At 66.0% G+C, this 25,052-nt stretch carries 23 protein-coding genes; 12 read left to right on the forward strand and 11 right to left on the reverse strand.

Annotated elements, in window-relative coordinates; translation table 11 throughout:
- The first annotated feature begins 165 nt into the window (after positions 1-165).
- A complete protein-coding gene (locus JNJ68_RS12735) occupies positions 166-1,179 on the forward strand; it encodes an ATP-binding protein (RefSeq protein WP_294982753.1) in 1,014 nt (337 codons plus the stop codon).
- Positions 1,180-1,473: 294 nt separating this feature from the next.
- The gene (locus tag JNJ68_RS12740; protein WP_294982754.1) at positions 1,474-3,033 is read left to right on the forward strand and encodes an anti-phage dCTP deaminase; all 1,560 of its coding nucleotides are present in this window, start codon (positions 1,474-1,476) and stop codon (positions 3,031-3,033) included.
- A 246-nt stretch (positions 3,034-3,279) separates the two neighbouring features.
- Here JNJ68_RS12740 and JNJ68_RS12745 read toward each other — a convergent pair whose 3' ends face one another.
- Positions 3,280-4,212, reverse strand: a complete 933-nt coding sequence (locus JNJ68_RS12745; protein ID WP_294982755.1) for a nucleoside hydrolase — start codon at positions 4,210-4,212, stop codon at positions 3,280-3,282.
- Between the two features lie 127 nt (positions 4,213-4,339).
- On the opposite strand from JNJ68_RS12745, the gene JNJ68_RS12750 reads away from it, so the two are divergent.
- From JNJ68_RS12750 to JNJ68_RS12760, 3 genes are all read left to right on the forward strand, one after another.
- A complete protein-coding gene (locus tag JNJ68_RS12750; protein ID WP_294982756.1) occupies positions 4,340-5,368 on the forward strand; it encodes a sialidase family protein in 1,029 nt (342 codons plus the stop codon).
- A gap of 155 nt (positions 5,369-5,523) precedes the next feature.
- A complete protein-coding gene (locus JNJ68_RS12755) occupies positions 5,524-5,925 on the forward strand; it encodes a hypothetical protein (RefSeq protein ID WP_294982757.1) in 402 nt (133 codons plus the stop codon).
- A gap of 105 nt (positions 5,926-6,030) precedes the next feature.
- Positions 6,031-7,464 carry a serine protease gene (locus JNJ68_RS12760; RefSeq protein ID WP_294982758.1) on the forward strand — a complete coding sequence of 478 codons (1,434 nt, stop codon included), beginning with the start codon at positions 6,031-6,033 and terminating at the stop codon, positions 7,462-7,464.
- 63 nt (positions 7,465-7,527) lie between these two features.
- Here JNJ68_RS12760 and JNJ68_RS12765 read toward each other — a convergent pair whose 3' ends face one another.
- The gene (locus JNJ68_RS12765) at positions 7,528-8,526 is read right to left on the reverse strand and encodes a Fe(3+) ABC transporter substrate-binding protein (protein WP_294982759.1); all 999 of its coding nucleotides are present in this window, start codon (positions 8,524-8,526) and stop codon (positions 7,528-7,530) included.
- A 107-nt stretch (positions 8,527-8,633) separates the two neighbouring features.
- Positions 8,634-9,467, reverse strand: coding sequence for a nucleoside triphosphate pyrophosphohydrolase (gene mazG / locus JNJ68_RS12770; RefSeq protein WP_294982760.1), 834 nt, complete (start codon positions 9,465-9,467; stop codon positions 8,634-8,636).
- A gap of 55 nt (positions 9,468-9,522) precedes the next feature.
- Between mazG and JNJ68_RS12775 the strand changes: the two genes are divergently transcribed.
- On the forward strand, positions 9,523-10,686 hold the full coding sequence (locus tag JNJ68_RS12775) for a M20 aminoacylase family protein (protein WP_294982761.1): 1,164 nt from the start codon (positions 9,523-9,525) through the stop codon (positions 10,684-10,686).
- Here JNJ68_RS12775 and JNJ68_RS12780 read toward each other — a convergent pair.
- Complete coding sequence (locus JNJ68_RS12780) at positions 10,671-11,060, reverse strand: hypothetical protein (protein ID WP_294982762.1); 390 nt, start codon at positions 11,058-11,060, stop codon at positions 10,671-10,673. The genes JNJ68_RS12775 and JNJ68_RS12780 overlap by 16 nt on opposite strands.
- An 86-nt stretch (positions 11,061-11,146) precedes the next feature.
- On the opposite strand from JNJ68_RS12780, the gene JNJ68_RS12785 reads away from it, so the two are divergent.
- The 6 genes from JNJ68_RS12785 to JNJ68_RS12810 all read left to right on the forward strand — a co-directional run bounded on the left by JNJ68_RS12785 (position 11,147) and on the right by JNJ68_RS12810 (position 17,184).
- The gene (locus tag JNJ68_RS12785) at positions 11,147-11,557 is read left to right on the forward strand and encodes a DUF6636 domain-containing protein (RefSeq protein ID WP_294982763.1); all 411 of its coding nucleotides are present in this window, start codon (positions 11,147-11,149) and stop codon (positions 11,555-11,557) included.
- 234 nt (positions 11,558-11,791) lie between these two features.
- The gene (locus JNJ68_RS12790; protein WP_294982764.1) at positions 11,792-13,195 is read left to right on the forward strand and encodes an aminotransferase; all 1,404 of its coding nucleotides are present in this window, start codon (positions 11,792-11,794) and stop codon (positions 13,193-13,195) included.
- A 101-nt stretch (positions 13,196-13,296) separates the two neighbouring features.
- Positions 13,297-14,262, forward strand: a complete 966-nt coding sequence (gene speB, locus JNJ68_RS12795) for an agmatinase (protein WP_294982765.1) — start codon at positions 13,297-13,299, stop codon at positions 14,260-14,262.
- 108 nt (positions 14,263-14,370) lie between these two features.
- On the forward strand, positions 14,371-15,426 hold the full coding sequence (gene prfA / locus JNJ68_RS12800; protein ID WP_294982766.1) for a peptide chain release factor 1: 1,056 nt from the start codon (positions 14,371-14,373) through the stop codon (positions 15,424-15,426).
- Positions 15,423-16,277 (forward strand): peptide chain release factor N(5)-glutamine methyltransferase, encoded by an 855-nt coding sequence (gene prmC, locus JNJ68_RS12805; protein ID WP_294982767.1) that lies wholly within the window; start codon positions 15,423-15,425, stop codon positions 16,275-16,277. The genes prfA and prmC overlap by 4 nt, the downstream gene beginning before the upstream one ends.
- A gap of 181 nt (positions 16,278-16,458) precedes the next feature.
- Positions 16,459-17,184, forward strand: a complete 726-nt coding sequence (locus JNJ68_RS12810; protein ID WP_294982768.1) for a DUF4167 domain-containing protein — start codon at positions 16,459-16,461, stop codon at positions 17,182-17,184.
- Between the two features lie 44 nt (positions 17,185-17,228).
- On the opposite strand, the gene JNJ68_RS12815 is transcribed toward JNJ68_RS12810, so the two are convergent.
- The 7 genes from JNJ68_RS12815 to JNJ68_RS12845 all read right to left on the reverse strand — a co-directional run bounded on the left by JNJ68_RS12815 (position 17,229) and on the right by JNJ68_RS12845 (position 25,051).
- Positions 17,229-18,884, reverse strand: coding sequence for a VWA domain-containing protein (locus JNJ68_RS12815; protein WP_294982769.1), 1,656 nt, complete (start codon positions 18,882-18,884; stop codon positions 17,229-17,231).
- Positions 18,885-19,095: 211 nt separating this feature from the next.
- Positions 19,096-19,641, reverse strand: a complete 546-nt coding sequence (locus tag JNJ68_RS12820; protein ID WP_294982770.1) for a fasciclin domain-containing protein — start codon at positions 19,639-19,641, stop codon at positions 19,096-19,098.
- Between the two features lie 108 nt (positions 19,642-19,749).
- A complete protein-coding gene (locus JNJ68_RS12825; RefSeq protein ID WP_294982771.1) occupies positions 19,750-20,406 on the reverse strand; it encodes an anti-sigma factor in 657 nt (218 codons plus the stop codon).
- Complete coding sequence (locus JNJ68_RS12830; protein ID WP_294982772.1) at positions 20,403-20,936, reverse strand: sigma-70 family RNA polymerase sigma factor; 534 nt, start codon at positions 20,934-20,936, stop codon at positions 20,403-20,405. The genes JNJ68_RS12825 and JNJ68_RS12830 overlap by 4 nt, the downstream gene beginning before the upstream one ends.
- A gap of 62 nt (positions 20,937-20,998) precedes the next feature.
- Positions 20,999-23,038 carry an ASKHA domain-containing protein gene (locus tag JNJ68_RS12835; protein WP_294982773.1) on the reverse strand — a complete coding sequence of 680 codons (2,040 nt, stop codon included), beginning with the start codon at positions 23,036-23,038 and terminating at the stop codon, positions 20,999-21,001.
- Positions 23,039-23,126: 88 nt separating this feature from the next.
- A complete protein-coding gene (locus JNJ68_RS12840; RefSeq protein WP_294982774.1) occupies positions 23,127-23,849 on the reverse strand; it encodes a hypothetical protein in 723 nt (240 codons plus the stop codon).
- A 53-nt stretch (positions 23,850-23,902) separates the two neighbouring features.
- On the reverse strand, positions 23,903-25,051 hold the full coding sequence (locus JNJ68_RS12845; RefSeq protein WP_294982815.1) for a CoA transferase: 1,149 nt from the start codon (positions 25,049-25,051) through the stop codon (positions 23,903-23,905).
- Position 25,052 lies beyond the last annotated feature (1 nt).

Below are 25,052 nucleotides of genomic sequence, written 5' to 3' on the forward strand. Positions count from 1 at the left end.
AGTGAGGCGCCGCCAAATCGTCTGTCTTAAGGACTCACGCCGGGGCCGACCATTGTTCCGGACAACAACCGGATCCGCACCGCGTTACATGTACAACCGGGAATTTACTGGTATTCCCGCGCAAGACAAGGGTCGCTTCCACAATCATGAGGAGAAGTCTGCCGAATGACCGAAGTCGAGCTTCAAGGCCTGCTCTCCGGCCTGCCGCTGCCCGCGATGCTGGTCCGGCAGGACGACCGGGTTCTTGCGGTGAACGCCCCGGGCCGCGCGCTCCTGGGCGAGGGGATCGCGGGCCGCCATCCCGCGATGGCCGTCCGCGCGCCCGCGGTGCTGGAGGCGATCGGGGCGGTCGCCCGCGAGGGCGGTGTGCAGGAGGCGCGGATGGTGCTCCGCCGCGAGGGGCAGGAGGCGGTGTTCCAGGTCACGGTTTCGGACCAAGGTGACGTCGTGCTCTGCATCTTCCGCGACGTGACGGAGGCGGAGCGGGCGGGCGAGATGAGGCGCGATTTCGTCGCCAATGTCAGCCATGAACTGCGCACGCCGCTCACCGCGCTGATGGGCTTCATCGAGACCCTGAAGCATGCCGCGAAGGACGACCCCAAGGCGCGCGAGGCGTTCCTGGAGATCATGGCGACCGAGGCGGGCCGGATGAACCGTCTGGTCCGCGATCTGTTGCAGCTCAGCCGGGTCGAGGCGGAGGAGAGGGTCCGCCCGCGCGACCCGGTGGACCTGCGGGCGCTGCTGGAGGGGGTGATCTCCTCGCTGGCGGGCGTGGCGGCGAAGACGGGGGACCGGATGGAGCTGTCGGGCGATCCAGTGGTGGTGCCGGGGGATGCGGACCAGCTGACCCAGGTCTTCACCAACCTGATCGAAAACGCGCTGAAATACGGCGGCGCGGGGCAGGTGGTGCGGGTCACGCTTTCCCCGGAGGAGACGGCTCGCGGTCCGGCGGTGCGGGTGGAGGTGGCGGACGAGGGGGAGGGGATCGATCCGGTCCACCTGCCGCGGCTGACGGAGCGGTTCTACCGGGTCGACTCGCATCGGTCCCGCGAGATGGGGGGGACGGGGCTGGGGCTGGCCATCGTGAAGCACATCGTGAGCCGGCACCGGGGGTGGCTCCGGGTGGAGAGCGTGGTGGGCGAGGGGAGCCGGTTCTCGGTCATCCTGCCGCTGGGGTGAGGTGGGGGCTAGCCAAGGGACTCCGTCTGTCCACGGTGGACATTTTCGGATTATGCTTTGGAGGCAATGGGTTGCGCGTGGGCGTTAGGGGTTTGTTAAGGGGGTGGTTAAGGGAGGGTTAAGGTCGAGTGTGTAGATTTCGACCTTGTCAACAGACGTTGGTCATGCGGTAGACTTAAGGCTGACTAACTGGAAAAAGCGGGAACCTTTAAGCGTGACGAATGATGTTGGTTCGAACAAGAATGTTTGGCAATATCGCAACTGAAAGCAGAGTAAGAGAGATTCGACACAGTCATGGGTAACCCTGTTGTTAACTTGCATTCATCGACCGAGATCGCTGATGCCGAAAGCAAGAAACTAGCAAAGACAATTGATGATCGTCTATCTCAGGAGTTGGTTTTTGCTCTTGTCGGTCCAGTAGGTTCAGGCTGCTCTACCACTGCTTCAGAGCTTAAGAAAGAGCTTGAGAACACCTACAAGTACATGGTTCCTGAAATCATCTCCGTTTCCGCCATTATCAGGCGATCAATGCACTTGGTGGGTGTTGAGAGCTGCGAAAAGTCCAACTTGGAGAAGTACGTTGCTTCAATGCAGGACGCAGGGAATGCGCTTCGCAAGAGATTTGGTGAGGATTACCTCTCAAAGCGGATTGTTGAGTCGATTCATCGGTCCAGAAAGTCATTCGGTGCATTCGATGAAGGCGCTATAATTCCAAAACGAATTGCATATGTTATCGACTCGATTAAGAATCTGGATGAGCTGAGGCTCCTACGAAAGATTTACAAGGAAACCTTGGTCCTTGTTGGCGTGTTTGCTCCTGATGCTCAGAGGAGTGCTCGCTTAAATTTTCAAGAAGTTTATCAGAAAGTCGTTGATCAATTGTTTCAGAGAGACAAAGGGGAAAAGTGGTCATTTGGACAAGCAACCCGGAAAGTCTTCACGCAGTCGGATTGGTTTGTCTGTAATGATAGTACTCTGGACGAGTTGAAGAGAAAGATTCGTAGGTTTTTGGGGCTGGTATTTGATATTGGCGTGCAGACTCCTACGAAAGCTGAGGCGGCGATGTACAAGGCAAACGCTGTTGCTGGTAACTCAGCCTGTCTGTCTCGCCAAGTTGGAGCAACGATAGTTTCGTCCCGCGGTGAGTTCATCGGGATGGGCTGGAACGATGTACCAAAGTTCGGCGGAGGGCTTTATGACGAAGATACAAAAACTGAATCCGCGATTGACAATCGGTGTTACAATTGGGGTGGCAACTGCTGTCACAATGAAGTAACCCGCAATGGCATTACAAGAGCTATCTCTTCTTTGCTGCTCAACGCAGACTTCGTAAAGAAGGGGACAAAGCTGGCTGATGTTGTGGCGCATCTGTCTGATACGCCTGTTGATGCGCTTACGGAGTTTTCTCGTTCGATTCATGCAGAGATGGAGGCAATTCTCTCAGTTGCCAGGGAAGGTAAGCACTCTCTTGTTGGATCGACACTGTATACCAACACATATCCGTGCCATAACTGCGCACGACATATTGTTGCGTCAGGGATCGTAAAGGTTGTTTACATTGAGCCGTATTTAAAGAGTCATGCGACAAAGCTTCACTATGATGCAATTACGGAAGATCCCGCAGATTCTGAAAGTAAAGTGTTCTTTCAACAGTTCGATGGTATCGCGCCAAGAAATTATCTTAAGTTCTTTAGATCTGAGCGTGACCGAAAGGCCGAAGGCGGCACGTATCTCAAGGGAGACGTAAAAAATGCTTTGCCAAGGCTTAGAATCGCATTAGATGGTCCTGCACGGTACGAGGATCTCATCATGGTTTCGCTTTTGGACCTTGACAACTCTGTTGGTGGAGTATGAGCCGCCGCGATTCGGATCGACAGTATGCGCTCCCGTTCGGCGAGGGGAGCTCGCCGAGGGCAGACGCAGGTGTGTTTGGCCGTAAGGTGGTTGCCTTTTCCGATGCCCTTGACGAGAGAGAGCGTCTTGAAGCTCTTCGTCGGCTGAAGTCGGAGAAGATCTTTGACACATCGCGATATGACAAACTGCTGAAGTGACGGACTTCAAGACATCACTACGGTGGTGTATGCCCTCTGTATCCTCACCTCACAACCTCCCCAACCGCTCCGTCAACAGCCGGTAGAACCCCTCCCGGTCCACGGAGCCCATGAACATTGCGTTGGGCTCTCGCCCCGTCACGCGCCACCAGTCGGCGACGGTCATGCCGAGGGTGAGCTCCGATCCCGTCTCGATCTCCACGTTGATGTGGCGGCCGTGGAAGAGGGCGGGCTCGATCAGGTAGGCGATCACGCAGGGGTCGTGCAGGGGGGCGCCTTCGGAGCCGTATTTGGCGGTGTCGAAGCGTTCGAAGAAATCGGTCCAGGAGGCGACGGCCTGGCCCACGGGGGTGCCGAGGGCGCGCATCTCCTCCACCCAGGCGCGGGAGGTCAGGGCCTTGTGGGTGACGTCCAAGGGCATGACCACAAGGGGAACGCCGGATTTGAACACGATGTCAGCGGCTTCGGGGTCGACGTAGATGTTGAACTCGGCCGCGGGGGTGACGTTGCCGACCTCGAAATAGGCGCCGCCCATCAGGACGATCTCGGCCACGCGGGGGATGATGTCGGGGGCGCGGAGGAAGGCGGTGGCGATGTTTGTCAGGGGGCCGAGGGGGCAGAGGGTGATGGTGCCTGCCGGGTGGGCGCGGAGGGTGTCGATGATGTGGTCGACGGCGTGTTGGGGTTGGAGGGGGAGTGAGGGCTCGGGCAGCGGGATGCCGTCGAGGCCGGTCTTGCCGTGGACGTATTCGGCGGTGACGAGCTTGCGCCTCAAGGGCGCGTCGCAGCCGGCGTAGACGGGGATCTGGTGGCCGGAGAGTTCAACGATCTGGCGGGCGTTGCGGGTGGTGAGGGGGAGGGGCACGTTCCCGGCGACGGTGGTGAGGGCGAGGACCTCCAGTTCCGGCGAGGCGAGGGCGAGGAGGATGGCGACGGCGTCGTCCTGGCCGGGGTCGGTGTCGATGATGATCTTGCGGGGCATGTCGGGCTCCTTCTGCCGCGGCGAGTAAGCGGTATGGCAGGAAATTTGTCCAGACGGTCAGGAAAATCCTGCGTGCAAGGCCGGGTTGGCGGTGTAGGCTTTCCCGGTCAGGTGCGGGAGGCTCATGATGGACATTCTGGTCGGGACGACGAAGGGACTCTTCGTGCTGGAGGGCGGGCGGAAGGTGACGGGGCCGTTCTGCGAGGGCTGGCCGATCAACCATGCGATTGGGCGCGACGGGGAGATTTTCGCGGCGGGGGGCAGCGGCTGGCATGGGGCCGGGGTCTGGCGGCGGCGCGGGGGGGAGTGGTCGGTGTCGAAGGGGCCGTTCGAGGGGGCGGAGCAGCTCTGGTCGCTGTGCCATGACCGGGACCGGGTTCTGGCGGGGTCGAAGCCGGCCTATCTGTACGAGAGCCTGGATGGGGGCGAAAGCTGGCGGCGGCTGGAGGCGCTGACCGACCAGCCGGGGGCGGACCAGTGGATGCCGGGGGCGGCGGGGCTGGTGCTGCACACGATCCTGGCGGATCAGAAGGGGGGGCTCTGGGTCGGCATCTCGGCGGCGGGGGTGTTCGAGAGCCGGGATGGCGGGATGAGCTGGGTGCAGCGGAACCGGCGGGGGAACCGGGCAGGCCCGGCGGGGGCGCTGGAGCGGCACTGGGATGGCGAGGAGTTCCGGAAGGAGGACGAGATCTTCAGTTGCGTCCACAACCTCGCGTTCGGGGCGGCGGAGGGGCTGATCTACATGCAGAACCACCAGGGGGTCTACCGGTCGCGCGACGGTGGGGCGGTCTGGGAGGAGGTGACGGAGGGGCTGCCCTCGACCTTCGGCTTCCCGGTGGCGGCGCATCCGACGAAGCCGGGGGTGTTCTGGGTGTTCCCGCTGAACGGGGATTCCTCGGGGCGGTATCCGGTGGATGCGAGGGCAATGGTCTGGAAGACCGAGGACGGGGGCGAGAGCTGGGCGGGGAAGGGCGAGGGATTGCCGGAGCGGGACTGCTTCTTCACGGTGCTGCGGCAGGGGATGGCCTCGACGGAGGGCGGGGTGGCCTTCGGGACGAACTCGGGGTCGGTTTACCTCAGCCGGGATGAGGGGGAGACGTGGCAGGAGGTCGCCAAGCATCTGCCGACAGTCTTGTCAGTGGAGTTCATGGGGTAGCTGTCCACGGTGGACAGAAAATCGCAGCGTTTGGAATCAAAGGGTTGTTTGCGGACGTTAAGGAACTGGAAAGGTTTGGGGCAGGGATTTCAGACCTGTTTCCGTGTCGTCGATGGGCTAGGGTCCCGCGCAAACAGGTTTGCAAGGGGACCTTCATGCACGCGCTTTTGTCGATTGCCCTTCTCGTCGGCGCCGTGTTCGGCAGCGAATGGCTGGTCGGGGCCTGGCTGGGCGAGGCGCGGCGGCTCTGGGTGGGGTTCGGCGGGGTCGGGCTGATGGTCGGCGGCGGGGCGCTGGTGCAGGCGAGCGGGATTGCAGAGTTGACCCGTGTCTTGCTCAACCTCGTGATCGGGGCCGGGATTGGCGCGACGCAGGCCCGGGCCGGGGTGCGGTTGGGCTGGTTGCGGCACGGGCTGCGCTGGGTGGGCGTGGAGACCCAGGCGACAGCGGAAGACGTGCCAGTGGTGTCGCGGTTTGGCGGCTGGCTTCTGACCCTGGGCTGGGCCGGGTCGCTGGTCGGGCTGGGGATGGTCTGGACGGGGGTGTTCGGGGGGTGAGCCGACCCGGCAGGCCGGGAAAAACCCGAAGCCTTCCACAATCGTGCCCATTTGGCCTGATCTGGTCGGGGACATGCCACTGGCTCTGCCACCGGGAGAAACGACATGCGTGCGCTGATCCTTGTCCTGCTTCTGGTCCTGCCCATCGGGCCGCTGTCGGCCTATACTGCCGAGGAACTGGGCCAGGAATTCGACGCCCGCCAGTTGACCGAGCAGGAGAAGCGCTTCCTTCAGGTCGGGCTGGCCTTTGCCAGCTTTTACAACGGCATGATCGACGGGGCCTGGGGCCAGGCCAGCCAGCGGGCGCTGGAGCGCTACACGCTGGCCAATGGCGGCACATCAATCGTGACCAACGCGGATGCGCTGTTCGCTGCGCTCGACGCCTATGAGGCGCTTGATGCGGAAGGCTGGGAGCGGCAGTACAACTCGGCGCTGGACATGTCGTTCCTGGTTCCGACCGCCGCCCTGATCGACGGCGCGCCGTCAGATGTCTTCGTCAACTTGAACGTGCGGGGCCGGTCGATTGGCTATTCGATGACCATCGACAATGGCCGCGCCGCACAAGGGTATCACGAATACACGGCAGGCAGGGCCATCGGAGAGGTCTACACAGTGCGCCGCCCGCTGTTGTGGATCACCTCGGCGCGGACCTCGGGCGGGATCAGCCTGTACACCAGATCGGATTACCGGGGCGGCAGCTGGTCGACACTGATGATCGCCGCAGCCGACAGCGATGCCGGGGCCTTTGCCGCCATCACCGGAAGCATCGCGCCGGGCTATGCTCCGGCCATCGGAGTTTCTTCCGGGCGACTGGCCACCGGGATCGAGACGTTGGCCCGGATCATGGACGAGCGCGAGACGCCGGACCCGGCACCTTCCGCACGGGTTCCAGACACGGGAGGGGAAACGGTGGCGGCCTCCGGCCCCCATGCGGTGGGGTTCGGGACCGGGTTCATCGTGTCCGAGGACGGGTATCTGCTGACGAACCAGCATGTCGTCTCGGGCTGCGCCAGCCTGTCGGTGGATGGCGAACCGGCCAGCGTGGTGGCGGAAGATGCGGTCTTCGACTTGGCCCTGTTGCGGGTGCCTGCCCTGTCGCACGCCAAGCCGGCCAGCTTTGCCGCCGATCCCGCGCGGCTGAATTCGGACGTCACGGTGGCGGGCTATCCGCTGCCCGACCTGCTCGGCGGTCTAAACGTGACCCGCGGGTCGGTCACCAGCCTGAAGGGGATGGGCGGCGACGGCATCAACATGCAGATCTCGGCCCCGGTCCAGCCGGGCAATTCGGGCGGGCCGGTGATCAATGCGGCGGGTCAGGTTGTCGGGGTGGTGGTGGCCAAGCTGGATATCGCCTATGCGCTCAAGGCCTACGATGACATTCCGCAGAACGTGAACTTCGCGATACGCGGCGAGATCGCCAAGCTGTTCCTGGCGCAGAACGGGGTCGATCCGGTGATCGGTGGGGCAGGGCCGGGGATGGCGCCGGAGGTGCTGGCCGAACAGGCACAGGCCTTCACGCGGCTGATCACCTGCAACTGAAAAGAGCGCGCCGGGGCGCGCTCTTGCAAGGGAGTCGGGGCACGCCCCGACCTACGGGTGGGATCAGCCGTCGAAGTCGACCGTTTCCATGATCTTCAGCGCCGCGGCACGGGCCGCCGCGATCTCGGCCAGCGGCGTCGCGTCGGGGGTGAACTCGCCCCAGCTTTTCACCAGATCGGACCGCTCGACGCCCGGTTTGACCGGGAATTCGTAGTTGGTCTCGGCATAGATCTTCTGGGCATGGTCGCCCGAGAGCCATTCCATGAACTTCAGCGCGTTTTCCTTGTTCGGGGCGGATTTGGTCATGGCGACGCCCGAGATGTTCAGGTGCGTGCCGCCGCCCTCGAAGGTCGGGAAGACGATGTTCACGGTTTCGGCCCAGGCTTTCTGCTCGGGGTCGGCGAGCATCTGGCCCATGTAGTAGGTGTTGCCGAGCGCGATGTCGCATTCGCCCGCCGCAATCGCCTTGACCTGGTCGCGGTCGCCGCCGTCGGGCTTCTTGGCGAGGTTGGCCTTCAGCCCCTCGGCCCATCTGGTCGCGGCTTCCTCGTCATGGTGCACGATCATCGCGCCGAGGAGGGCGACGTTGTAGTCATGCAGGCCCGAACGGGTGCAGAGCCGTCCCTTCCACTTGTCCGAGGCGAGGTCTTCATAGGTGGTGACCTCGCCGGGGCCGACGCGGTCCTTCGAGGCGTAGACGACGCGGGCGCGCGAGGTCAGGCCGAACCAGTGGTCGTTCGGGTCGCGCAGTTCGGCGGGGATGTTGGCCTCCAGCACGTCGGACTGCACGGCTTGCGTGACGTCCGCATCGACGATCTGCATCAGGCGGGCGATGTCGACGGTGAGAACGAGATCGGCGGGCGAGCGGTCGCCCTCGGCCTGAAGCCGCTCGGCCATGCCCTTGTCGACGAAGGCCACGTTGACCTTGATCCCGGTCTCGGCGGTGAAGGCGTCGACGAGGGGCTGGATCAGCTCGGGCTGGCGGTGGGAATAGACGTTGATTTCCTGGGCGAGAACCGGAGTGGAGCAGGCAAGAAGGGCGAGGGTGGAAAGACGCAACATGACTGACTCCTTTTGTCGGGTTTCGCTCCCCGCTTAAACGGAGCGGGGCCGATGGGTCAAGTGCCTGAGTGAAGTTGTCGGAATTGTGAGCGACGCCCCGCGGGCGGTCAGCGCGACGCCTTGTCTTCGGCCTTGGCGCGGTTCCAGAGAGCGTCCATCTCGGCGAGGTCGCTGTCGGCGGGTTTGCGGCCTGCTTCGGCGAGCCAGTCCTCGATCCGGGCGAAGCGGCGGGTGAACTTGGCGTTGGCGGTGCGCAGCGCGGCCTCGGGGTCGACCTTCAGGTGGCGGGCGAGATTGGCCATGACGAAGAGGAGATCGCCGATTTCCTCGGTGAGATGGTCGTGGGAAAGCGTGTCGCGGGCCTCGACCACCTCGCGCGCTTCTTCGGTGAGCTTGTCGAGGACTTCGCCGGTCGAGGGCCAGTCGAAGCCGACGCGGGCGGCGCGGTTCTGGAGTTTCAGCGCGCGGGTGAGGGCGGGCAGGCTTTGCGCGATGCCGTCGAGGGTGCGGGAGGCGCCGCGTTCGGCGGCCTTCTGCGCCTCCCAGTCCTGCGTCTGCTGTTCGGCGGTCTTGTCGCGGCTTTGATCGCCGAAGACATGGGGGTGGCGGGCGACCATCTTGTCGGAGATGGTTTCGACCACCTCGGCGAAGGTGAAATGCCCGGCCTCCGACGCCATCCGGGCGTGATAGACGGTCTGGAACAGGAGGTCGCCCAGCTCTCCCTTCAGGTCCGGCCAGGCCTGGCGGTCGATGGCGTCGGCGACCTCGAAGGCTTCTTCCAGGGTATAGGGGGCGATGGTGGCGAAGCTTTGTTCGATATCCCAGGGGCAGCCGGTTTCCGGGTCGCGCAGGCGGGCCATGATTTCCAGGAGCCGTTCGATGCCTGCGCCGTTGTGGATGAGTCGGTCGCTGGCATCGCGGTCAAGGCGGGATTGGGTCATTGCGGCCACCGGGGTTTTGCGATTTGATCAAAGGCAACGTCCGGAGGAGTCTGACATGCCCGTTCTGAACCGTATCGCCTCTTACGCCGAGGAAATGAAGGGGTGGCGGCGGTATCTGCACCAGCACCCGGAACTGGCGTTCGACTGCCACGACACGGCGGCCTGGATCGCGGATCGGCTGCGCGAGATCGGGGTGGACGAGATCCACGGGGGAATCGCGAAGACCGGGATCGTGGCGCTGATCCGGGGGCGGGGTGAGGGGCCGGTGATCGGGCTGCGCGCCGACATGGATGCGCTGCCGATCGAGGAGCTGACCGGGGCGGCCCATGCCAGCACCGTACCCGGCAAGATGCATGCCTGCGGCCATGACGGGCATGTGACGATGCTTCTGGGTGCGGCGAAGTATCTGGCGGAGACGCGGAATTTCGCGGGCACCGTGGCGCTGATCTTCCAGCCGGCGGAGGAGGATGGCGGCGGGGGCCAGGTCATGGTGCAGGAGGGGATGATGGACCGCTTCGGGATCGGCCAGGTCTACGGCATCCACAACGCGCCGAACGTGCCCTTCGGGCATTTCCAGACGACGCCGGGGCCGCTGATGGCTTCGGTCGACACGGCGGTGGTCAGGGTCACGGGGCGCGGGGGGCACGGGGCGACGCCGCATGAATGCGTCGATCCGGTGGTGGCGATCGTCGGCATGGTGCAGGCGCTGCAGACGATCATCCCGAGGAACGTCTATGCGCTGGACGAGGCGGTCATCTCGGTCACGATGATCCATACCGGGTCGGCGTCCAACATAATCCCCGAGGACGGGACATTTTCCGCGACGATCCGCTGCTTCAAGCCGGATGTGCGGGCGTTGTTGAAGAAGCGGTTCTTCGAGATCGTCGAGGGTCATGCGGCGGCCTATGGGGTGACGGCGAAGATCGACTATGACTGGGGCTATCCGGCGACGATCAACCACGAGGAAGAGGCGGATTTCGCCGCTGAAGTGGCGCGCGAGGTCTCGGGCGCCGAGGCGGTGGATGCGCGGGCGGGCCGCGAGATGGGGTCGGAGGATTTCAGCTACATGCTGGAGGCGCGGCCGGGGGCTTACCTCTTCCTTGGCACGGGCCCGGGGGCGGGGCTGCACCATCCGGCCTTCGACTTCAACGACGAGGCGGCGCCAGTCGGCGCGAGTTTCTTCGCCCGGCTGGTGGAACGGGCTCAGCCGCTGGCCTGACGGACCAGCGGGATCAGCCCGAAGCCGATCTGACCCGCCAGGCCGAGCGCGCCGGGCGGGGTGGTCATGGCGGCCAGGAATTGCGTCACGCCCTGGCCGAAGGCCAGCGCGGTGGCGAGTTCCAGAAGCATCAGGATACCGAAGGCCAGGGCGCCAAGTCCGACGCAGAGCAGCGGCGACGGCTGCGGCCAGCGGTGGAGCACGCGGGCCGCAACAACCCAGGACAGCGCGAGGACCAGTGGCACCTCGATCGCCACCGCGGCAAGCGGGCCCACCTTCGGCGCGAGGACCGTCACGCGCAGCGCCCCGAGGACGAAGGCCGCGGCAAAGACCGGAAGCACATAGGCGAGGGCGGCGGGCAGGAGGCGCGACATGGGGGTGAGGCAATCCGGAGCTAGGCGGAAACAGTGCTCGCAGCTAAGGTGCTGTCATTGATCCTTGCGAGAAAGAGGAGTCCGGTGTGAAAGCCCTTCTAGTTGCGATGCTGCCGCTGCTGGCGTCAACCCCGGCCCTTGCCGACGATTATTTCGGGTTCCAGTCGCCGACGGGGAACATCCACTGCGCGATGTATACCTTCGACGGCCGTACCGAGGCGCGTTGCGACCTGCGGTCCTACACGCCAACATACACAAAGCGCCCGGCCGGCTGCGAGCAGGACTGGGGCATGGCGTTCGGTGTCGGCGCGGCGGGGAAGGGCGAGCTCCTCTGCGTCGGCGACACGGTGCGTGACCCAGGGAATCCGGTGCTGCCCTATGGCGAGGCGGTGTCGCTGGGTGGCATCTCCTGCGTCTCGTCCAAGACGGGGATGACCTGCACCAATGCGGAAGGGCGCGGGTTCAGCGTGGCGAAGGCGAAGCAGAAGCTGTTCTGACCTGCGGCACCCGGTGGCCGGTGTCGGATGCCTCCGGCGGGGATATTTGGGCCAGCATGAAACTGCCGAATCGGGTTTGGCGGATGTCGGTGGTTGAGCCGGGGTCCTGATGGGGCTTCATCAACCTTTGGACACTACATCTTGCCCCACCGCTAACTTTGGAACAAACAGGGGGCTGGCCGAGTTTTGATCAAACTGCTACATTGACTGCGCAGTCAGTGACCGGAGAAAACCATGACCCTCGACCTGCCGAACAGCCGTTCCCCCGCCGATCTGTGGGAGATGGACCGGGCGCATTCCTTGCATCCCTGGACGAATTTCGGGCCGTTCGAGAAGGAGGGCAGCCTGGTCATCGCGCGGGGCGAGGGGTGCTATCTGTGGGACGCGGAGGGGCGGCGCTATCTGGACGCGGTCGGCGGCATGTGGTGCACCAACGTCGGCTTGGGCCGCAAGGACATGGCGCGCGCAATTGCCGATCAGGCGGAACGGCTAGCCTTTGCCAACAGCTTCGTCGACGTGACGAACGAGCCTGCGGCGCGGCTTTCGGCGAAGCTCGCGGCGCTGGCGCCGGGCGATCTGAACCGGGTGCATCTGACCACGGGCGGGTCGACGGCGGTGGATACTGCGGTGCGGATGGTCTGGTACTACCAGACTTGCATGGGCAGGCCCGAGAAGACCGACATCGTGGCGCGGGACCATTCCTATCACGGCTCCACCTACCTCTCGCAATCGGTGGGCAAGCGGCCCGGCGACCGGGTGGCCGAGTTCCGCTACAAGGAGGACGGTATCCACCACCTCACCCCGCCGAACCCCTATCGCCGCCCGGAAGGGATGAGCGAGGCAGAGTTCTGCGACTGGTTGGTGGCCGAGTTCGAGGCGCTGATCGGGCGGGTGGGGGCCGACCGGATCGGCGGGTTCATCGCCGAGCCGATCCAGGCCTCGGGCGGGGTGATCGTGCCGCCTGAGGGCTATCTGCGCCGGATGGGAGAGGTCTGTCGGCGCCACGACATCCTGTTCATCGCCGACGAGGTGGTGACGGCCTTCGGTCGCCTCGGCCACTGGTTCGCCAGCGAGGCGGAGTTCGGCGTGGTGCCGGACATGATCACCTGCGCCAAGGGGCTGACCTCGGGCTACCTGCCGCTGGGGGCGCTGATCTTCAGCGACCGGATCTGGGAGGCGATGGCGGCGAAGGGGGAGCGGTGGTTCACCAGCGGGTTTACCTATTCCGGCCATCCGGTGTCTTGTGCAGCGGCGCTGAAATCGATCGAGATCACCGAGAACGAGGGCTTGCTGGAAAACGCGGCGGTCGTGGGGGACTATTTCCTTGATCGGCTGAAGCGGCTGGAGGCGCTGCCGCTGGTGGGGCAGGTGCGCGGGCGGCGGCTGATGGTCTGCGTGGAGAATGTGGCCTCGAAAGCGACCAAGGACCCGCTGCCGGACGGGGTGAATGAATCGAAGCGGATCAGCGATGCCGCCGAGGCGATGGGGCTGATGGTGCGGCCCATCGGGCATCTGAACGTGATGTCGCCGCCGTTGACGATCACGAAGGGCGAAGTGGATTTCGTGGTCGAGACGCTGGAGCGTGCGATCCGCGGCGTGACGGACGAACTGGTGCGGGAAGGCCACCGGATCGGGTGATTTGATCAAAGCTTGACATGCGGGCGGGGCAGGGGTTTCCTGCCTGCACCGGATCCGCGCGTCTCCGCTGAACGACTGCGCCGAGAAGACCCGAGATCATCATGGCCCTTGAAGACGCGAAGACGGAGGTCGATACGGCCTTCACCCGGAAAGGCAACCGGGGTTATGCCTTTGAAAACGCCTTCGGCGGGGCGACGAGCTTTCTGCGGCGGACCTATACGAAGGACCTGACCGGGGTGGACCTCGCAATTACGGGCGTGCCCTTCGACCAGGCGGTGACGCATCGGACGGGCACGCGCTTCGGCCCGCGCGCGATCCGCGAGGCGTCCTCGCTTCAGCCCTACGACCCGCCCCATGGCTGGCCGACGAACCCGCTGGAGGAGATGGCGATCATCGACTACGGCGACCTCGCCTTCGATTACGCGAAGGTCGCGGATTTCCCCGACACGCTGACGGCGCATATCCGCACCATCCTGGCGGCAGGGGCGGGGACGGTGACGCTGGGGGGCGACCATTACATCACCTATCCGATCCTGAAGGCCTATGCGGAAAAGTTCGGACCCCTGAGTGTGATCCATTTCGACGCGCATTCCGACCTCTGGCCCGATGATGACCTGGCGCGGATCGACCACGGGACGATGCTGTACAAGGCGGTGAAGACCGGGCTGGTGGACCCGAAGCGCTCGGTCCAGATCGGCATCCGGACGACGACCGAGGATTACCTGGGCGTCCATGTCATCGACGCGCGCGAGGTGCATGAGAAGGGGGTGGCGGCAGCGGTGGCGAAGGCGAAGGACATCGTGGGCGACGGGGCCACGTATGTGACCTTCGACATCGACTGCCTTGACCCTTCCGCCGCGCCGGGGACGGGGACGCCGGTCTGGGGCGGGTTGCATTCGTGGCAGGCGGCGGCCTGTTTGCGAGACCTCGCCGGGATCAACATGGTGGGGGGCGACATCGTGGAGGTCTCGCCGCCCTATGACACCACCGGAGCGACGGCGATTGCCGGGGCGCATGTCGCCTATGAGCTGATCTGCCTTTACCACTGGGCGCGGACGCAGCGGTAGCGCCCTGCGGATCGGGGATGCCTCCGGCGGGGATATTTCGGCCAATGTGAAATATGGGGGCGGGGGCGGCCCCTTGACCCTTGCGGGTATCCGGGCGAAACCCGCCACATGGTTCCGTTGGACAAGCTTGCCCAGATCACCGAACGCTTCGAGTTCCTCGAGGCGCAGCTGAACGCGGGGGCGGCGCCCTCGGAGATCGCACGGATCAGCCGGGAGTATACCGAGCTGAAGCCGGTGGTGGAGGAAATCCACGCCTACCGGCAGGCGCTGGACGACCTCGCCGAGGCCGAGGCGATGCTGGCCGATCCCGAGATGAAGGCGCTGGCCGAGGAGGAGCTGCCGCGGCTCAAGGCCCGCATCCCGGAGATGGAGCAGGCGTTGCGGCTGGCGCTTCTGCCGAAGGATGCCGCCGATACGCGCCCGGCGATCATCGAGATCCGGCCCGGCACCGGGGGCGACGAGGCGGCGCTTTTCGCGGGCGATCTGGCGCGGATGTACCAGCGTTATGCCGAGCGCATGGGCTGGACCTTCGAGGTGATCAGCGAGCAGGCGGGCGAGGTCGGGGGCTTGAAGGAATTCTCGGCCCATATCCAGGGCGAGGGGGTCTATGCCCGGATGAAATACGAATCCGGCGTGCATCGCGTCCAGCGGGTGCCCGAGACCGAGGCGCAGGGGCGTATCCATACCAGCGCCGCGACGGTGGCGGTGCTGCCCGAGGCGGAGGAGGTCGACATCGACATCCCGGCCTCGGACATCCGGATCGACACCATGCGGTCCTCGGGGGCAGGGGGGCAGCATGTGAACACCACGGATTCCGCCGTGCGGATCACCCATCTGCCGAGCGGGATCGTGGTCACGTCGTCGGAGAAATCGCAACACCGCAACCGCGAGATCGCGATGCAGGTGCTGCGCTCGCGGCTTTACGAGGCGGAGCGGGAGCGGCTGCATTCCGAACGCGCGGCAGACCGGAAGTCGCAGGTTGGCAGCGGGGACCGCAGCGAGCGCATCCGCACCTACAACTTCCCGCAAGGCCGGATGACCGATCACCGGATCAACCTGACGCTTTACGCGCTGCCGCAGGTCATGGCCGGCGACCTGGGCGAGGTCATCGACGCGCTGGTGGCGCATGACCAGGCGGAACGGCTGGCGGAGATGGACGGGTGAAGGCGTCCGACGCGCTGCGGCTGGCCATCCCCCGGCTGGACGCGGCGGGGGTGGAGGGCGCGGCGCGCGATGCAAGGGTGCTGCTCGCCCATGCGCTCGGGGTCCTGCCCGAAAGACTGACGCTGCACCTGCCCGAGGAAATGACCGAGGTGCAGGATCAAGCCTTCGAGGCGGCACTCGCGGCGCGCGCGGCCCGGCAGCCGGTGGCGCAGATCACCGGGCGGCGGCTGTTCTGGGGCCTCAGCTTCCGCGTCACCCGCGACACTTTGGACCCGCGGCCCGATACCGAGGCGCTGGTGGCCGAGGCGCTGGCGGAACCGTTCCTCAAGCTGCTGGATCTTGGCACGGGGACGGGGTGCATCCTGCTGTCCTGCCTGATGGGCATGCCGATGGCGCGGGGGGTGGGCGTCGATATTTCCGAGGCGGCGCTTGCGGTTGCCGGCGGAAATGCATCCGACCTGGGGCTGGAGGGTCGGGCGAAGTTCCTGCGGTCGGACTGGTTCGCAAGCGTCTCGGGCGCCTTCGACCTGATCGTCTCGAACCCGCCCTATATCGCGGCGGACGAAATGGCAGGCCTCGCCCCCGAGGTCCGAGACTGGGAGCCGCATCTGGCGCTCACCCCCGGCGGCGACGGGCTGGAGGCCTACCGGGTCATCGCGCGGGGCACCCCGGCGCGGCTGATGCCGGGCGGGCGGCTTCTGGTCGAGATCGGGCCGAGCCAGGGCGACGCGGTCGGCGCTCTGTTCCGGGCGGCGGGGCTCGAGGACATCCGTATCCTGCCCGACATGGACGGGCGCGACCGGGTGGTGGTGGCGCGCAAGCCCGGCGGTGATCGTTGCGGTTGTGCCTGACCCCGCCGATTTCCCCGGAATTCCGCAGTTTTCCCTTGTCACATGGGTCCGCCTGTGATTAGTGGCCCCTGTCGGGCGCGGGTTCCCACCTGCCCCTGACGCATTGCCCCGGCCCTGCTGACCTTGATTTTGCTGCCCATGAGGGGCGGCGGTCGCAGGCCAAAGCCATCATAAGGACCAGATGCGCTCCTCCAAGAAACGCTCGCGTTCCAACCAGAACCGCCCGCGCACCCTCGGCAACATCATCAACCGCGTCTTCGATTCCTCGGGCCCCGAGGGCAAGGTGCGCGGCACGCCGCAGCAGATCATCGAGAAGTACCAGATGCTCGCCCGCGATGCACAGCTCTCGAACGACCGCGTGGCGGCCGAGAACTTCCTCCAGCACGCCGAGCACTATACAAGAATGCTGGCCGAGGCGACGCGCGAGATGGCCGCCGAGCAGGAGGCGCGGCAGCAGCAATACCAGCAGAACGGCGGGCAGCAGGGCCAGGGTGGCCAGAACGGCGGCCAGAACGGTGGGCAACAGGGCCAGCCGCGCGGCGACCGTCCCGAGGGCCAGGAGCGGCGCGACCGCGACAATCGTGACAGTCGCGACAACCGGAACGACCGGCAGGAGCGGGGCGAGCGGCGGCAGGACTTCAACCGCGACTATCGCGAGGAGCGCAGCTTCCCCGCCGAGGAGCAGCCGATGGCGAGCGACGTCATCGAACTGGATGCGGGCGACGACACCGGCCTGATCGAGACGCCGGAATCCGCGCCTCGCGCCCGGCCCGAGCCCGAACCGGCAGTGGCAACCGAAGAAGCCGCACCGAAGGAAGAGCGCGCGCCCCGGCGTCCGCGCGGGCCGAGAAAGCCCAAGGGCGAAGGCAAACCGGACGGCGAGCCGCCGAAGAAATCGGCGGAATAATCAGGAAACGGGCCGCCCCATCGGGCGGCCTTTTTCATGCGGGGTCAGGGCAGGGTAAGCGCCAGTTCGGTGCGTTCGCCTGCCTTCACGCTCAGCGGTGTCTCGGACTGCTTGTCATCCTTGCTGGCCCTGACCACATAGTCCCCCGCCGGGAGCGTGGTCTGCCACGAGGGGCCGTAGCTGTAGCCAAAGGACGCGCGGTCGCCGTTGATGTCGGGCTTTGCCGCCAGCACCTCGATGAACTCGTCGGTGGGCGTGGTGAAGGCCGCAACCCCGGCATTGAGAGGGGCTGTGATCTCGGTCCGCTCACCCACCTTGACGGTGAACGGCACCTCGACCTTGGCCGCGCCCAGAGTGACGACGGCAACATAATCGCCCGCCGGAAGGTCGAACTTCGCGCCCGCGCCATAGGTGTAGCCCACCGACTTGCGGTTGCCGTCGATGTCCTTCGCCGCCCCGAAGATTTCGACGAAATGGTCGCCGCCTTCGACCTTCACCCCCTCGGCATAGGTGGCATCCACCACGGCGAGGCCGGTACCGATGATCACGTCCTTGTCGATCTGCTTGCCCGCCTCGAAGGTGAGCGTTTCTTCGACTTTGGCCGCACCAAGGCTGGCGAGAAAGCTGTACTCACCCGCCGGGAAGACATGCAGCGCCTGGCCGTAGCCGGATTCGGAGACATCGTTCGGACCCCGCACTTCCCAGAAGGCTTCAGAGGCGATCTCGCCGCCCTGATAGGCGTAGAGCTTCAGGTTCAGCACCCCGGCGTTCAGGTTCGCGACCGGCTGGGCCAGTGCATCGGCGGTGATCGTCACCTCCTGCTCGGCCTTGGCGTCGTTCAACTCGGTGAACATGCGGTAGGTCCCGGGCGGGACAAGTTCGGTCTGGCGGCCGTAGACGGAGATCGTCTCGTCGGACAGCGCACCGTCGGGCAGGACAAGGCGCAGGGTGACATAGGCGTCGTCGACGATCTCGTCGGCGGGTTCGGGTTGCCCCTCGGCCAGGACGATGACCGGATCGAAGTTCTTTTCCAACACCATCGGGGTCGGTTCGGGTTCCGGCACAGGTTCCGGTTCCACCACGGCGACCGTGGTCTTGAGCGCCTCGACCAGGCTGCCCGCATCCTTGGCCTGAATGTATTTCCCGCCGGTGTTCTCGGCCAGGCAGGCGACCGTCGCGCCTTCCTCGGCGGTCAGGCCGAAGCCCACGACATGCGCGGTGAAGTCGACGCCCGAGGCCTCCAGCTCGGCCCCGAGCGCGCAGGGGTCGGCCTCGCAGGTCTCGATCCCGTCGGTGATCAGGATGACGGTGGCCTTCTCCTCGGTCGATTTCAGCTCGGCGGCGGCGCGGCGGACGGCTTCGGTCAGCGGCGTCTTGCCGAGGAATTTCATCGCATTGGCGGCATCGGTGATCGCCTGAGCGGTGCCGGCGGCGGGCGGGACGACCAGTTCGATATCCTCGCAGCTGCCCTTCTCGCGGTGGCCATAGGCCATCAGGCCGATCTCGGTCGCGGGGTCGAGGCCCGATAGCACCGACCCCAGCGCCTCGCGCGCGATTTCCAGCTTGGGGCGGCCGTCGATCTGGCCCCACATCGAGCCCGATGCATCGAGGACGATGATCGACTTGCCCTCGGCCAGAAGCGGCGCAGCCAGAAGGCCCTGGGCCAGCAGGGCGGCAAAGAACGTCTTGAAAATACGCATGTCGGGGCTCTCCAAGGCAACAACTATCGGGCGAGCCTAGGGCAGTCCCTCCCGCACGGTCAACCTTCGCAACGGAAAAGGTCTTCGGGACATGCCCGAAGACCCTACCCGTGCCGAAGGCTGGAAGAAGGGGACCTTGCACCACCCACGGCAACAGGTCCGGGTCAGGGGATGAGGGACCACCCCGAGGCCCGATAGTGGCTGCGGCGGATCACATCGCGGGCAGAAGCACCGTGTCGATCACATGGATCACGCCGTTCTTCTGCTTGACGTCGGCGATGGTGACGTTGGCCACGTTGCCCTGGCCGTCCTTGATCATGATCTTGCCGTCCTTTTCCATCGCGGTGAACTCGCAGCCGCCGACGGTCTTGACGGTGTGGGCACCGCCGTCATCCATCACCATCTTGCTCACATCCGCCGCCATCGCATTGGCCGCGACGACGTGGCAGGTCAGGATCTTCACCAGCTGGTCCTTGTTCTCGGGCTTCAGCAGCGTCTCGACCGTGCCGGCGGGCAGCTTGGCGAAGGCCTCGTTCGTCGGCGCGAAGACGGTGAAGGGGCCGTCGCCCTGCAGCGTCTCGACCAGGCCCGCGGCCTGCACGGCGGCGACAAGCGTGGTGTGATCGGCCGAGTTGACCGCGTTCTCGACGATGTTCTTGTCCTCATACATCGCGGCGCCGCCGACCATCGGGTTTTCGGCCAGCGCCATGCCGGTGGTGAGCGCCAGGATCGCGGTGGCAAGTTTCAAGGTTTTCATCGGATTCTCCCTTCGGGTTAAGGGCGGGGTCATTCCCGCCTCACATCCGAAGGAACGAGAGGGATTCCGGCGAAGTTTCAGCCGAAGGCCGGGATCACGCTTCTGTGATCAGGTGGCGTCGCCGACCGTGGCGGTCAGGATGATCGGGCCGGTCGCGACACCGCCGGGGGCACCGCCTGCGGGCTCGACGGTGACGGCGAAGACGAAGCCGTCAGGCGGGGTCGGATAGGTGACGACCAGTGGCTTGTCTTCCAGAAGCCCGAGCGAGACCGGATTGGTGTCGGGCGCGATGATCCAAAGCTCGTGCACCTGGCCCGCGACGGCCGGAACCCCGGCGACCCGCGTCACCTGCAGGGTTTCGCCGAAATGGGTGACGGCATAGGCAAGGCGGTGGTCGGCGGTGGTCAGCGTCGCGACCAGCTCGGGCCGCGGCGGGGCCAGGGTGGCGATCGAGGCCAGCGCCAGCACCGCCGCGACACCGGCCCCCGCAAGCCAGCCCAGGACCCCGCCACGCCGGCGCCGTTGCACCTTTGGAAAGAGCCGCGCCTCGATCTGCGGCAGAAGGTCGGGGGCAGGAGCCTCGGCAAAACCTTCGTTCAGCCCGCCAAGCCTGACCTCCCATTCCGCGACCTGCGCGGCAAAGGCAGGGTCGCGCTTCATCCGCGCTTCGGCCTCGGCCCGTTCGGCAAGGTCCAGCACGCCCAGCACATATTCGGCGGCGAGCGCGTCTTCGGCCTCATGCGGGGTGAGCGGAGCGTCGGTCATGTCTCCAGACACTCCTTCAGCTTCAGGAGGCTCCTGCGCAGCCAGGTCCGCATCGTGTTCAAGGGCACCGCGTGGCGCGCGGCGAGGTCGAGATAGGACAGCCCGTTCAGATAGGCGCCCCGCACCGCCTCGGCCCGGTCAGGTTCGAGCCGGTCGAAGCAGTCGGCCATCCGCCGCGCCTCGCCCTGCGCGACGAGCCGGGTTTCGGCACGGGGGGCGTTGTCCTGCACCGTATCCAGCCCGTCGTCCGAAGCGGCTTCCGGCCGGGCGCGCAGCCGGTCGATGGCAAGGTTGCGGGCGATGGCGATCAGCCAGGTCATGCCCCGGCCCTTCGCCGGATCATAGCGACCGGCGCGCAGCCATACCCGTGTAAAGACCTCCTGCAAGGCATCCTCCGCCTCGGCGCGTTCCTTGAGCATACGCAACAGCACGCCCATGAGTTTCGCCGAGCTGTCGCGGTAGAGCGCACGGAAGGCCGCCCGGTCTTGGGCCGCGCATTTCGCGATCAGATCGGCGACAGGATCATCCATGCGCCAGACGTTACGGATTTTCGACGCAAGTGCAAGCGCTTGCGCGTCAAGGTTGGCTTTGGTCAGCCCCGACGGCGCCTGCGTCCGCCCTCTTCGCCCGAGGCCTTCGGGTTGAAGCTGACCTCGGGAAGCTGAACGATCTGTCGCAGGTTCGGAAACGGATCGACCGCATGCGGGATCGCGTTGGCGTTGACGAAATGCTCCTGGAAGCGCGGCTCGATCGCGGTCTCGACCTTGTGGATGTCGTGCACCGTGGCCTCGATCTGGTTCCGCGCCGCCACGTTGCAGAGCGCGATCCGCGCACCCGTCCCCGCGGCGTTCCCGGCGCTTGTGACCTTCTCCAGGGGCACATCGGGGATCATTCCCAGCACCATCGCGTGTTTGGGGCTGATATGCGCGCCGAAGGCCCCGGCCAGCGTCACGCGGTCCACGGTCTCGACCCCCATCTCGTCCATCAAGAGCCGCGCCCCGGCGTAGAGCGCCGATTTCGCCAGCTGGATCGCCCGGATGTCGCCTTGCAGCACGGCGATGCGCGGCCCGCCCTCGGCGCTGCCATCGTGGAGGAGATAGCCGAAGGTCCGGCCATGCGGCTCACACCGCAGCGACCCGGTCTGCTCCGGCCCGCCGATCAGCCCGCCGGGATCGACCAGCCCGGCCAGCCGCATCTCGGCCACCGCCTCGATGATGCCGGAACCGCAGATACCGGTGATCCCGCTGGACTTGGTCGCCTTGGCAAAGCCCGGATCGTCCGACCAGAGATCCGATCCGATCACCCGGAAGCGCGGCTCCTTCGTCACCGGGTCGATCTCCACCCTCTCGATGGCGCCCGGCGCCGCGCGCTGGCCGGAGGAGATCTGCGCGCCCTCGAAGGCCGGGCCGGTGGGCGAGGAACAGGCCAGCACCCGCTTTTCGTTGCCAAGCAGGATCTCGGCATTGGTGCCCACATCAACGATCAGCACCATGTCCTTGGATTTGTTCGGCTCTTCCGACAGCGCCACCGCCGCGCAATCGGCCCCGACATGGCCCGCGATGCAGGGTAGCACATAGACGCGGGCGGAACGATTGAGGTTGGTCAGGTCCAGGTCGCGCGCGTCCAGCGACAGGGAACCCGAGGTCGCCAGCGCGAAGGGCGCCTGACCCAGTTCCACCGGATCGACGCCAAGGAACAGGTGGTGCATCACCGGGTTGCAGACGATGACCATCTCGTAGATCAGCGCGGGGTCGACCTTGGCGTCCTTGGCGATCTGACTGGCCAGCGAATTGATCGCCTCGCGCACCGCGCCGGTCATCTCCACATCGCCGCCGGGGTTCATCATCGCATAGCTGACGCGGGACATCAGGTCTTCGCCGAAGCGGATCTGCGGGTTCATCAGGCCGGACGAGGCCAGCACCTTGCCATCGGTCAGGTCGCAGAGATGGGCCGCGATGGTGGTCGATCCGAGGTCGACCGCGAGGCCCAGAAGCGGGCCTTCGTGGAAGCCGGGAAAGATGTCCAGCACCCGCGTCACCGTGTCGTGGTTGCCCTTGTGCAGGACCACGGTCACCTTCCATTCGCCCTTGCGCAGGACCGGCTGCAAGCGGCGCAGCACCGACAGGTCGGCTGCGATCTCCTCGACCTGCCATTGCGCCGCCAGCGCACGGGCCAGCCGCTCGAAATCGCCAGTCGGCTCGTGCATGTCGGGTTCCTCGACCTCGACATAGACGGCGCGGGTGGCCGGGTCCATCACCATGACCCGCTCGGTCGCCGACTTGCGGATGACCTGCTTGTGGACCTGGCTCTCCGGCGGCACGTCGATGACCACGTCACCCATCACCCGGGCCTGGCAGCCAAGGCGGCGTCCGGGCGGCAGGCCGCGGATGCGCTTGTAGCGGTCCTCGACCGCGTTCCATTCGGTCAGCGCGTCTTCGTCGACCGTGACGCCATGCTTGGGGAATTCGCCATAGCCCGGCGTGATCTGGCATTTGGAACAGATGCCGCGCCCGCCGCAGACCGAATCGAGGTCTACACCCAGCTGCCGCGCGGCGGTCAGGACGGGCGTCCCGAGCGCGAAACGCCCCCGCTTGCCCGAGGGGGTGAAGATCACGAGTGCATCATCGGTCATGGTGGGATCCGGGCCTGGTCGTCCTGCGTTCGGCGGTTGTAAACCGCGCCGGGCCGGTTGCAAGGACCGGAAGCGGCAGATGCGGCACCTATTCCGGCACCGGCTTCTTTCTTCGGGCGGGCTGCGGGTCGATCAGCGTGATCTTCTGCCAGATCTTGCGCGACAGGCTGGCGCCCAGCAGCTCGATGTCGTTGACCGCGCTGGCGACGCCTTCGTCCGGCACCGCCTGGGAATAAAGCGCCGCCAGCTTGCCGGTGATCGCGAGAAGCTCGGTGCAATAGTCGAGATAGCGCGACATCTCGGCTTCATCCATCTCGCGGCGGGGCGCGGGCTCGCCGGGCGGAAGATCGGGGGCCAGACCGGCGGGGTCCTTGGTCAGCTGGTACATGTCGATGACATGGATGACCGAGCGGAGCTGGTGCAGGCCCCGCGCCACCCGCTGCCGCTTGACCCGCGCCTCAAGCCGGACCAGCGCCATCAGGCCCAGCGTGGCGAGGAGGGCCGTGTTGATCGCCGCCTCCACCCCCTCGACCGAGGCGAAGGCCTGGCGGCCGACCTGGTTCAAGGGCACGATGGAGCCGACCCAGAGGAAGATGGCGCCGCCGCCAAGGATGACCAGCACCAGAACCACCCGCAGCCACAGGATCGGCGGGGCGAGGGCCGCCACTTCGGCCCGCACGCTGCGGCAGAGCGCGGTGATCTCGGCGGCGACCCGCGACAGGCCGCGTCCGGGGAAGCGGTCGGCGATCCGGTGCTCCAGCCGCTCGGCGGTGGCGAGGATCATGTCGGGGTCGAGGGTGCGATAGGGCATGGTCTCTGCATAGCAGGCCTGTCGCGGCGGTGTCTGCGGAAAATCGCCGGGCTTCAGCTCCGGTCCAGCCAGTCGAGGATCGCCGCCCGGTCGCCGTCGAGGCGCGGGGCCGGGGGCAGGGCGGCCTTTTCGGGCAGGGTGGACATCTTGATCGGGTTGCCCGGCGCGGTGAAGGCGGGGCCACCGGGCTGCGGCGCGACCGGCAGCACCATGTTGCGGGCGTGAAGCTGCGGGTCGGCCAGAACCTCGACCATGTCCTGCACCCGTGCGGTCGGAAGGCCCGCAGCATCCAGCACCGCCAGCCAATGCGCGACGGGATGGCCCAGCGTCACCGTCTCGATCATCCGCTTCAAGAGCGCATGGTTCTCGCAGCGCGCGGCGTTGGTCGCAAAACGCGGATCGGCAGCGATCTCCAGGCCCAGCACGGCGCACAACCTGCCGAACATCGCGTCATTCCCGGCGGCGATCACCACGAACCCGTCCGCCGCGCGGAAGGTGGCGAAGGGGGTGATCGTCGGATGCCGCGCGCCGGTCGGGCCGGGGGCAATGCCGGTCGCCGAGGCGATGGCCAGCGCGTGCTCCTGAATCGCCAGCTGCGAATCCAGCATCGCCACGTCGATGAAGGCGCCCTCGCCGGTCCTTTCGCGCTGGTACAGCGCCGCCAGCACGCCCTGCGCCAGATACATCCCCGCCACGATGTCGCCGATCGACGCCCCCACCCGCACCGGCGGCCCGGCGGACTCCCCGGTGATCGACATCACCCCGCCGCGCGCCTGCACCACCATGTCATAGGCGGGCTTCTGGGCATCCGGCCCGGTCTGCCCGAAGCCCGAGACCGCAGCATAGACCAGCCGCGGGTGTCGCGCGTGAAGCACCTCCCAGCCGTAGCCCAGCCGCGCCATCACGCCGGGGCGGTAGTTCTCCACCAGCACATCCGCCCGCGCGACCAGCCGCTCGAAGATCGCCCGGTCGGCTGGCGCCTTCAGGTCCAGCGCGATGGACTGCTTGCCCGCGTTCAACGTGGCGAAATAGGCGCTTTCCCCAGCGACGAAGGGCGGAAACGCGCGTGTGTCGTCGCCCGTTCCCGGCCGTTCAACCTTGATCACCCGCGCGCCCAGCTCCTGCAGGCTCTGCGTGCAGAAGGGTCCCGCCAGCACGTGCGTGAGGTCCAGGATGAGGATGCCGTCCAAGGGTGCCATGATC

This window comes from Tabrizicola sp., assembly GCF_016793705.1.
Taxonomy (GTDB): domain Bacteria; phylum Pseudomonadota; class Alphaproteobacteria; order Rhodobacterales; family Rhodobacteraceae; genus Tabrizicola.

Bases quoted from the DNA above. Each gene is read 5' to 3' on its own strand.
- speB (WP_294982765.1), top strand. From the start codon at position 13,297: ATGGCCCTTGAAGACGCGAAGACGGAGGTCGATACGGCCTTCACCCGG.
- mazG (WP_294982760.1), bottom strand. From the start codon at position 9,467: ATGACCCAATCCCGCCTTGACCGCGATGCCAGCGACCGACTCATCCAC.
- JNJ68_RS12740 (WP_294982754.1), top strand. From the start codon at position 1,474: ATGGGTAACCCTGTTGTTAACTTGCATTCATCGACCGAGATCGCTGAT.
- JNJ68_RS12825 (WP_294982771.1), bottom strand. From the start codon at position 20,406: ATGACCGACGCTCCGCTCACCCCGCATGAGGCCGAAGACGCGCTCGCC.
- JNJ68_RS12745 (WP_294982755.1), bottom strand. From the start codon at position 4,212: ATGCCCCGCAAGATCATCATCGACACCGACCCCGGCCAGGACGACGCC.
- JNJ68_RS12840 (WP_294982774.1), bottom strand. From the start codon at position 23,849: ATGCCCTATCGCACCCTCGACCCCGACATGATCCTCGCCACCGCCGAG.
- JNJ68_RS12780 (WP_294982762.1), bottom strand. From the start codon at position 11,060: ATGTCGCGCCTCCTGCCCGCCGCCCTCGCCTATGTGCTTCCGGTCTTT.
- JNJ68_RS12735 (WP_294982753.1), top strand. From the start codon at position 166: ATGACCGAAGTCGAGCTTCAAGGCCTGCTCTCCGGCCTGCCGCTGCCC.
- JNJ68_RS12790 (WP_294982764.1), top strand. From the start codon at position 11,792: ATGACCCTCGACCTGCCGAACAGCCGTTCCCCCGCCGATCTGTGGGAG.
- JNJ68_RS12810 (WP_294982768.1), top strand. From the start codon at position 16,459: ATGCGCTCCTCCAAGAAACGCTCGCGTTCCAACCAGAACCGCCCGCGC.
- JNJ68_RS12815 (WP_294982769.1), bottom strand. From the start codon at position 18,884: ATGCGTATTTTCAAGACGTTCTTTGCCGCCCTGCTGGCCCAGGGCCTT.
- JNJ68_RS12750 (WP_294982756.1), top strand. From the start codon at position 4,340: ATGGACATTCTGGTCGGGACGACGAAGGGACTCTTCGTGCTGGAGGGC.
- JNJ68_RS12830 (WP_294982772.1), bottom strand. From the start codon at position 20,936: ATGGATGATCCTGTCGCCGATCTGATCGCGAAATGCGCGGCCCAAGAC.
- JNJ68_RS12775 (WP_294982761.1), top strand. From the start codon at position 9,523: ATGCCCGTTCTGAACCGTATCGCCTCTTACGCCGAGGAAATGAAGGGG.
- JNJ68_RS12835 (WP_294982773.1), bottom strand. From the start codon at position 23,038: ATGACCGATGATGCACTCGTGATCTTCACCCCCTCGGGCAAGCGGGGG.
- JNJ68_RS12820 (WP_294982770.1), bottom strand. From the start codon at position 19,641: ATGAAAACCTTGAAACTTGCCACCGCGATCCTGGCGCTCACCACCGGC.
- JNJ68_RS12760 (WP_294982758.1), top strand. From the start codon at position 6,031: ATGCGTGCGCTGATCCTTGTCCTGCTTCTGGTCCTGCCCATCGGGCCG.
- prfA (WP_294982766.1), top strand. From the start codon at position 14,371: ATGGTTCCGTTGGACAAGCTTGCCCAGATCACCGAACGCTTCGAGTTC.
- JNJ68_RS12755 (WP_294982757.1), top strand. From the start codon at position 5,524: ATGCACGCGCTTTTGTCGATTGCCCTTCTCGTCGGCGCCGTGTTCGGC.
- JNJ68_RS12765 (WP_294982759.1), bottom strand. From the start codon at position 8,526: ATGTTGCGTCTTTCCACCCTCGCCCTTCTTGCCTGCTCCACTCCGGTT.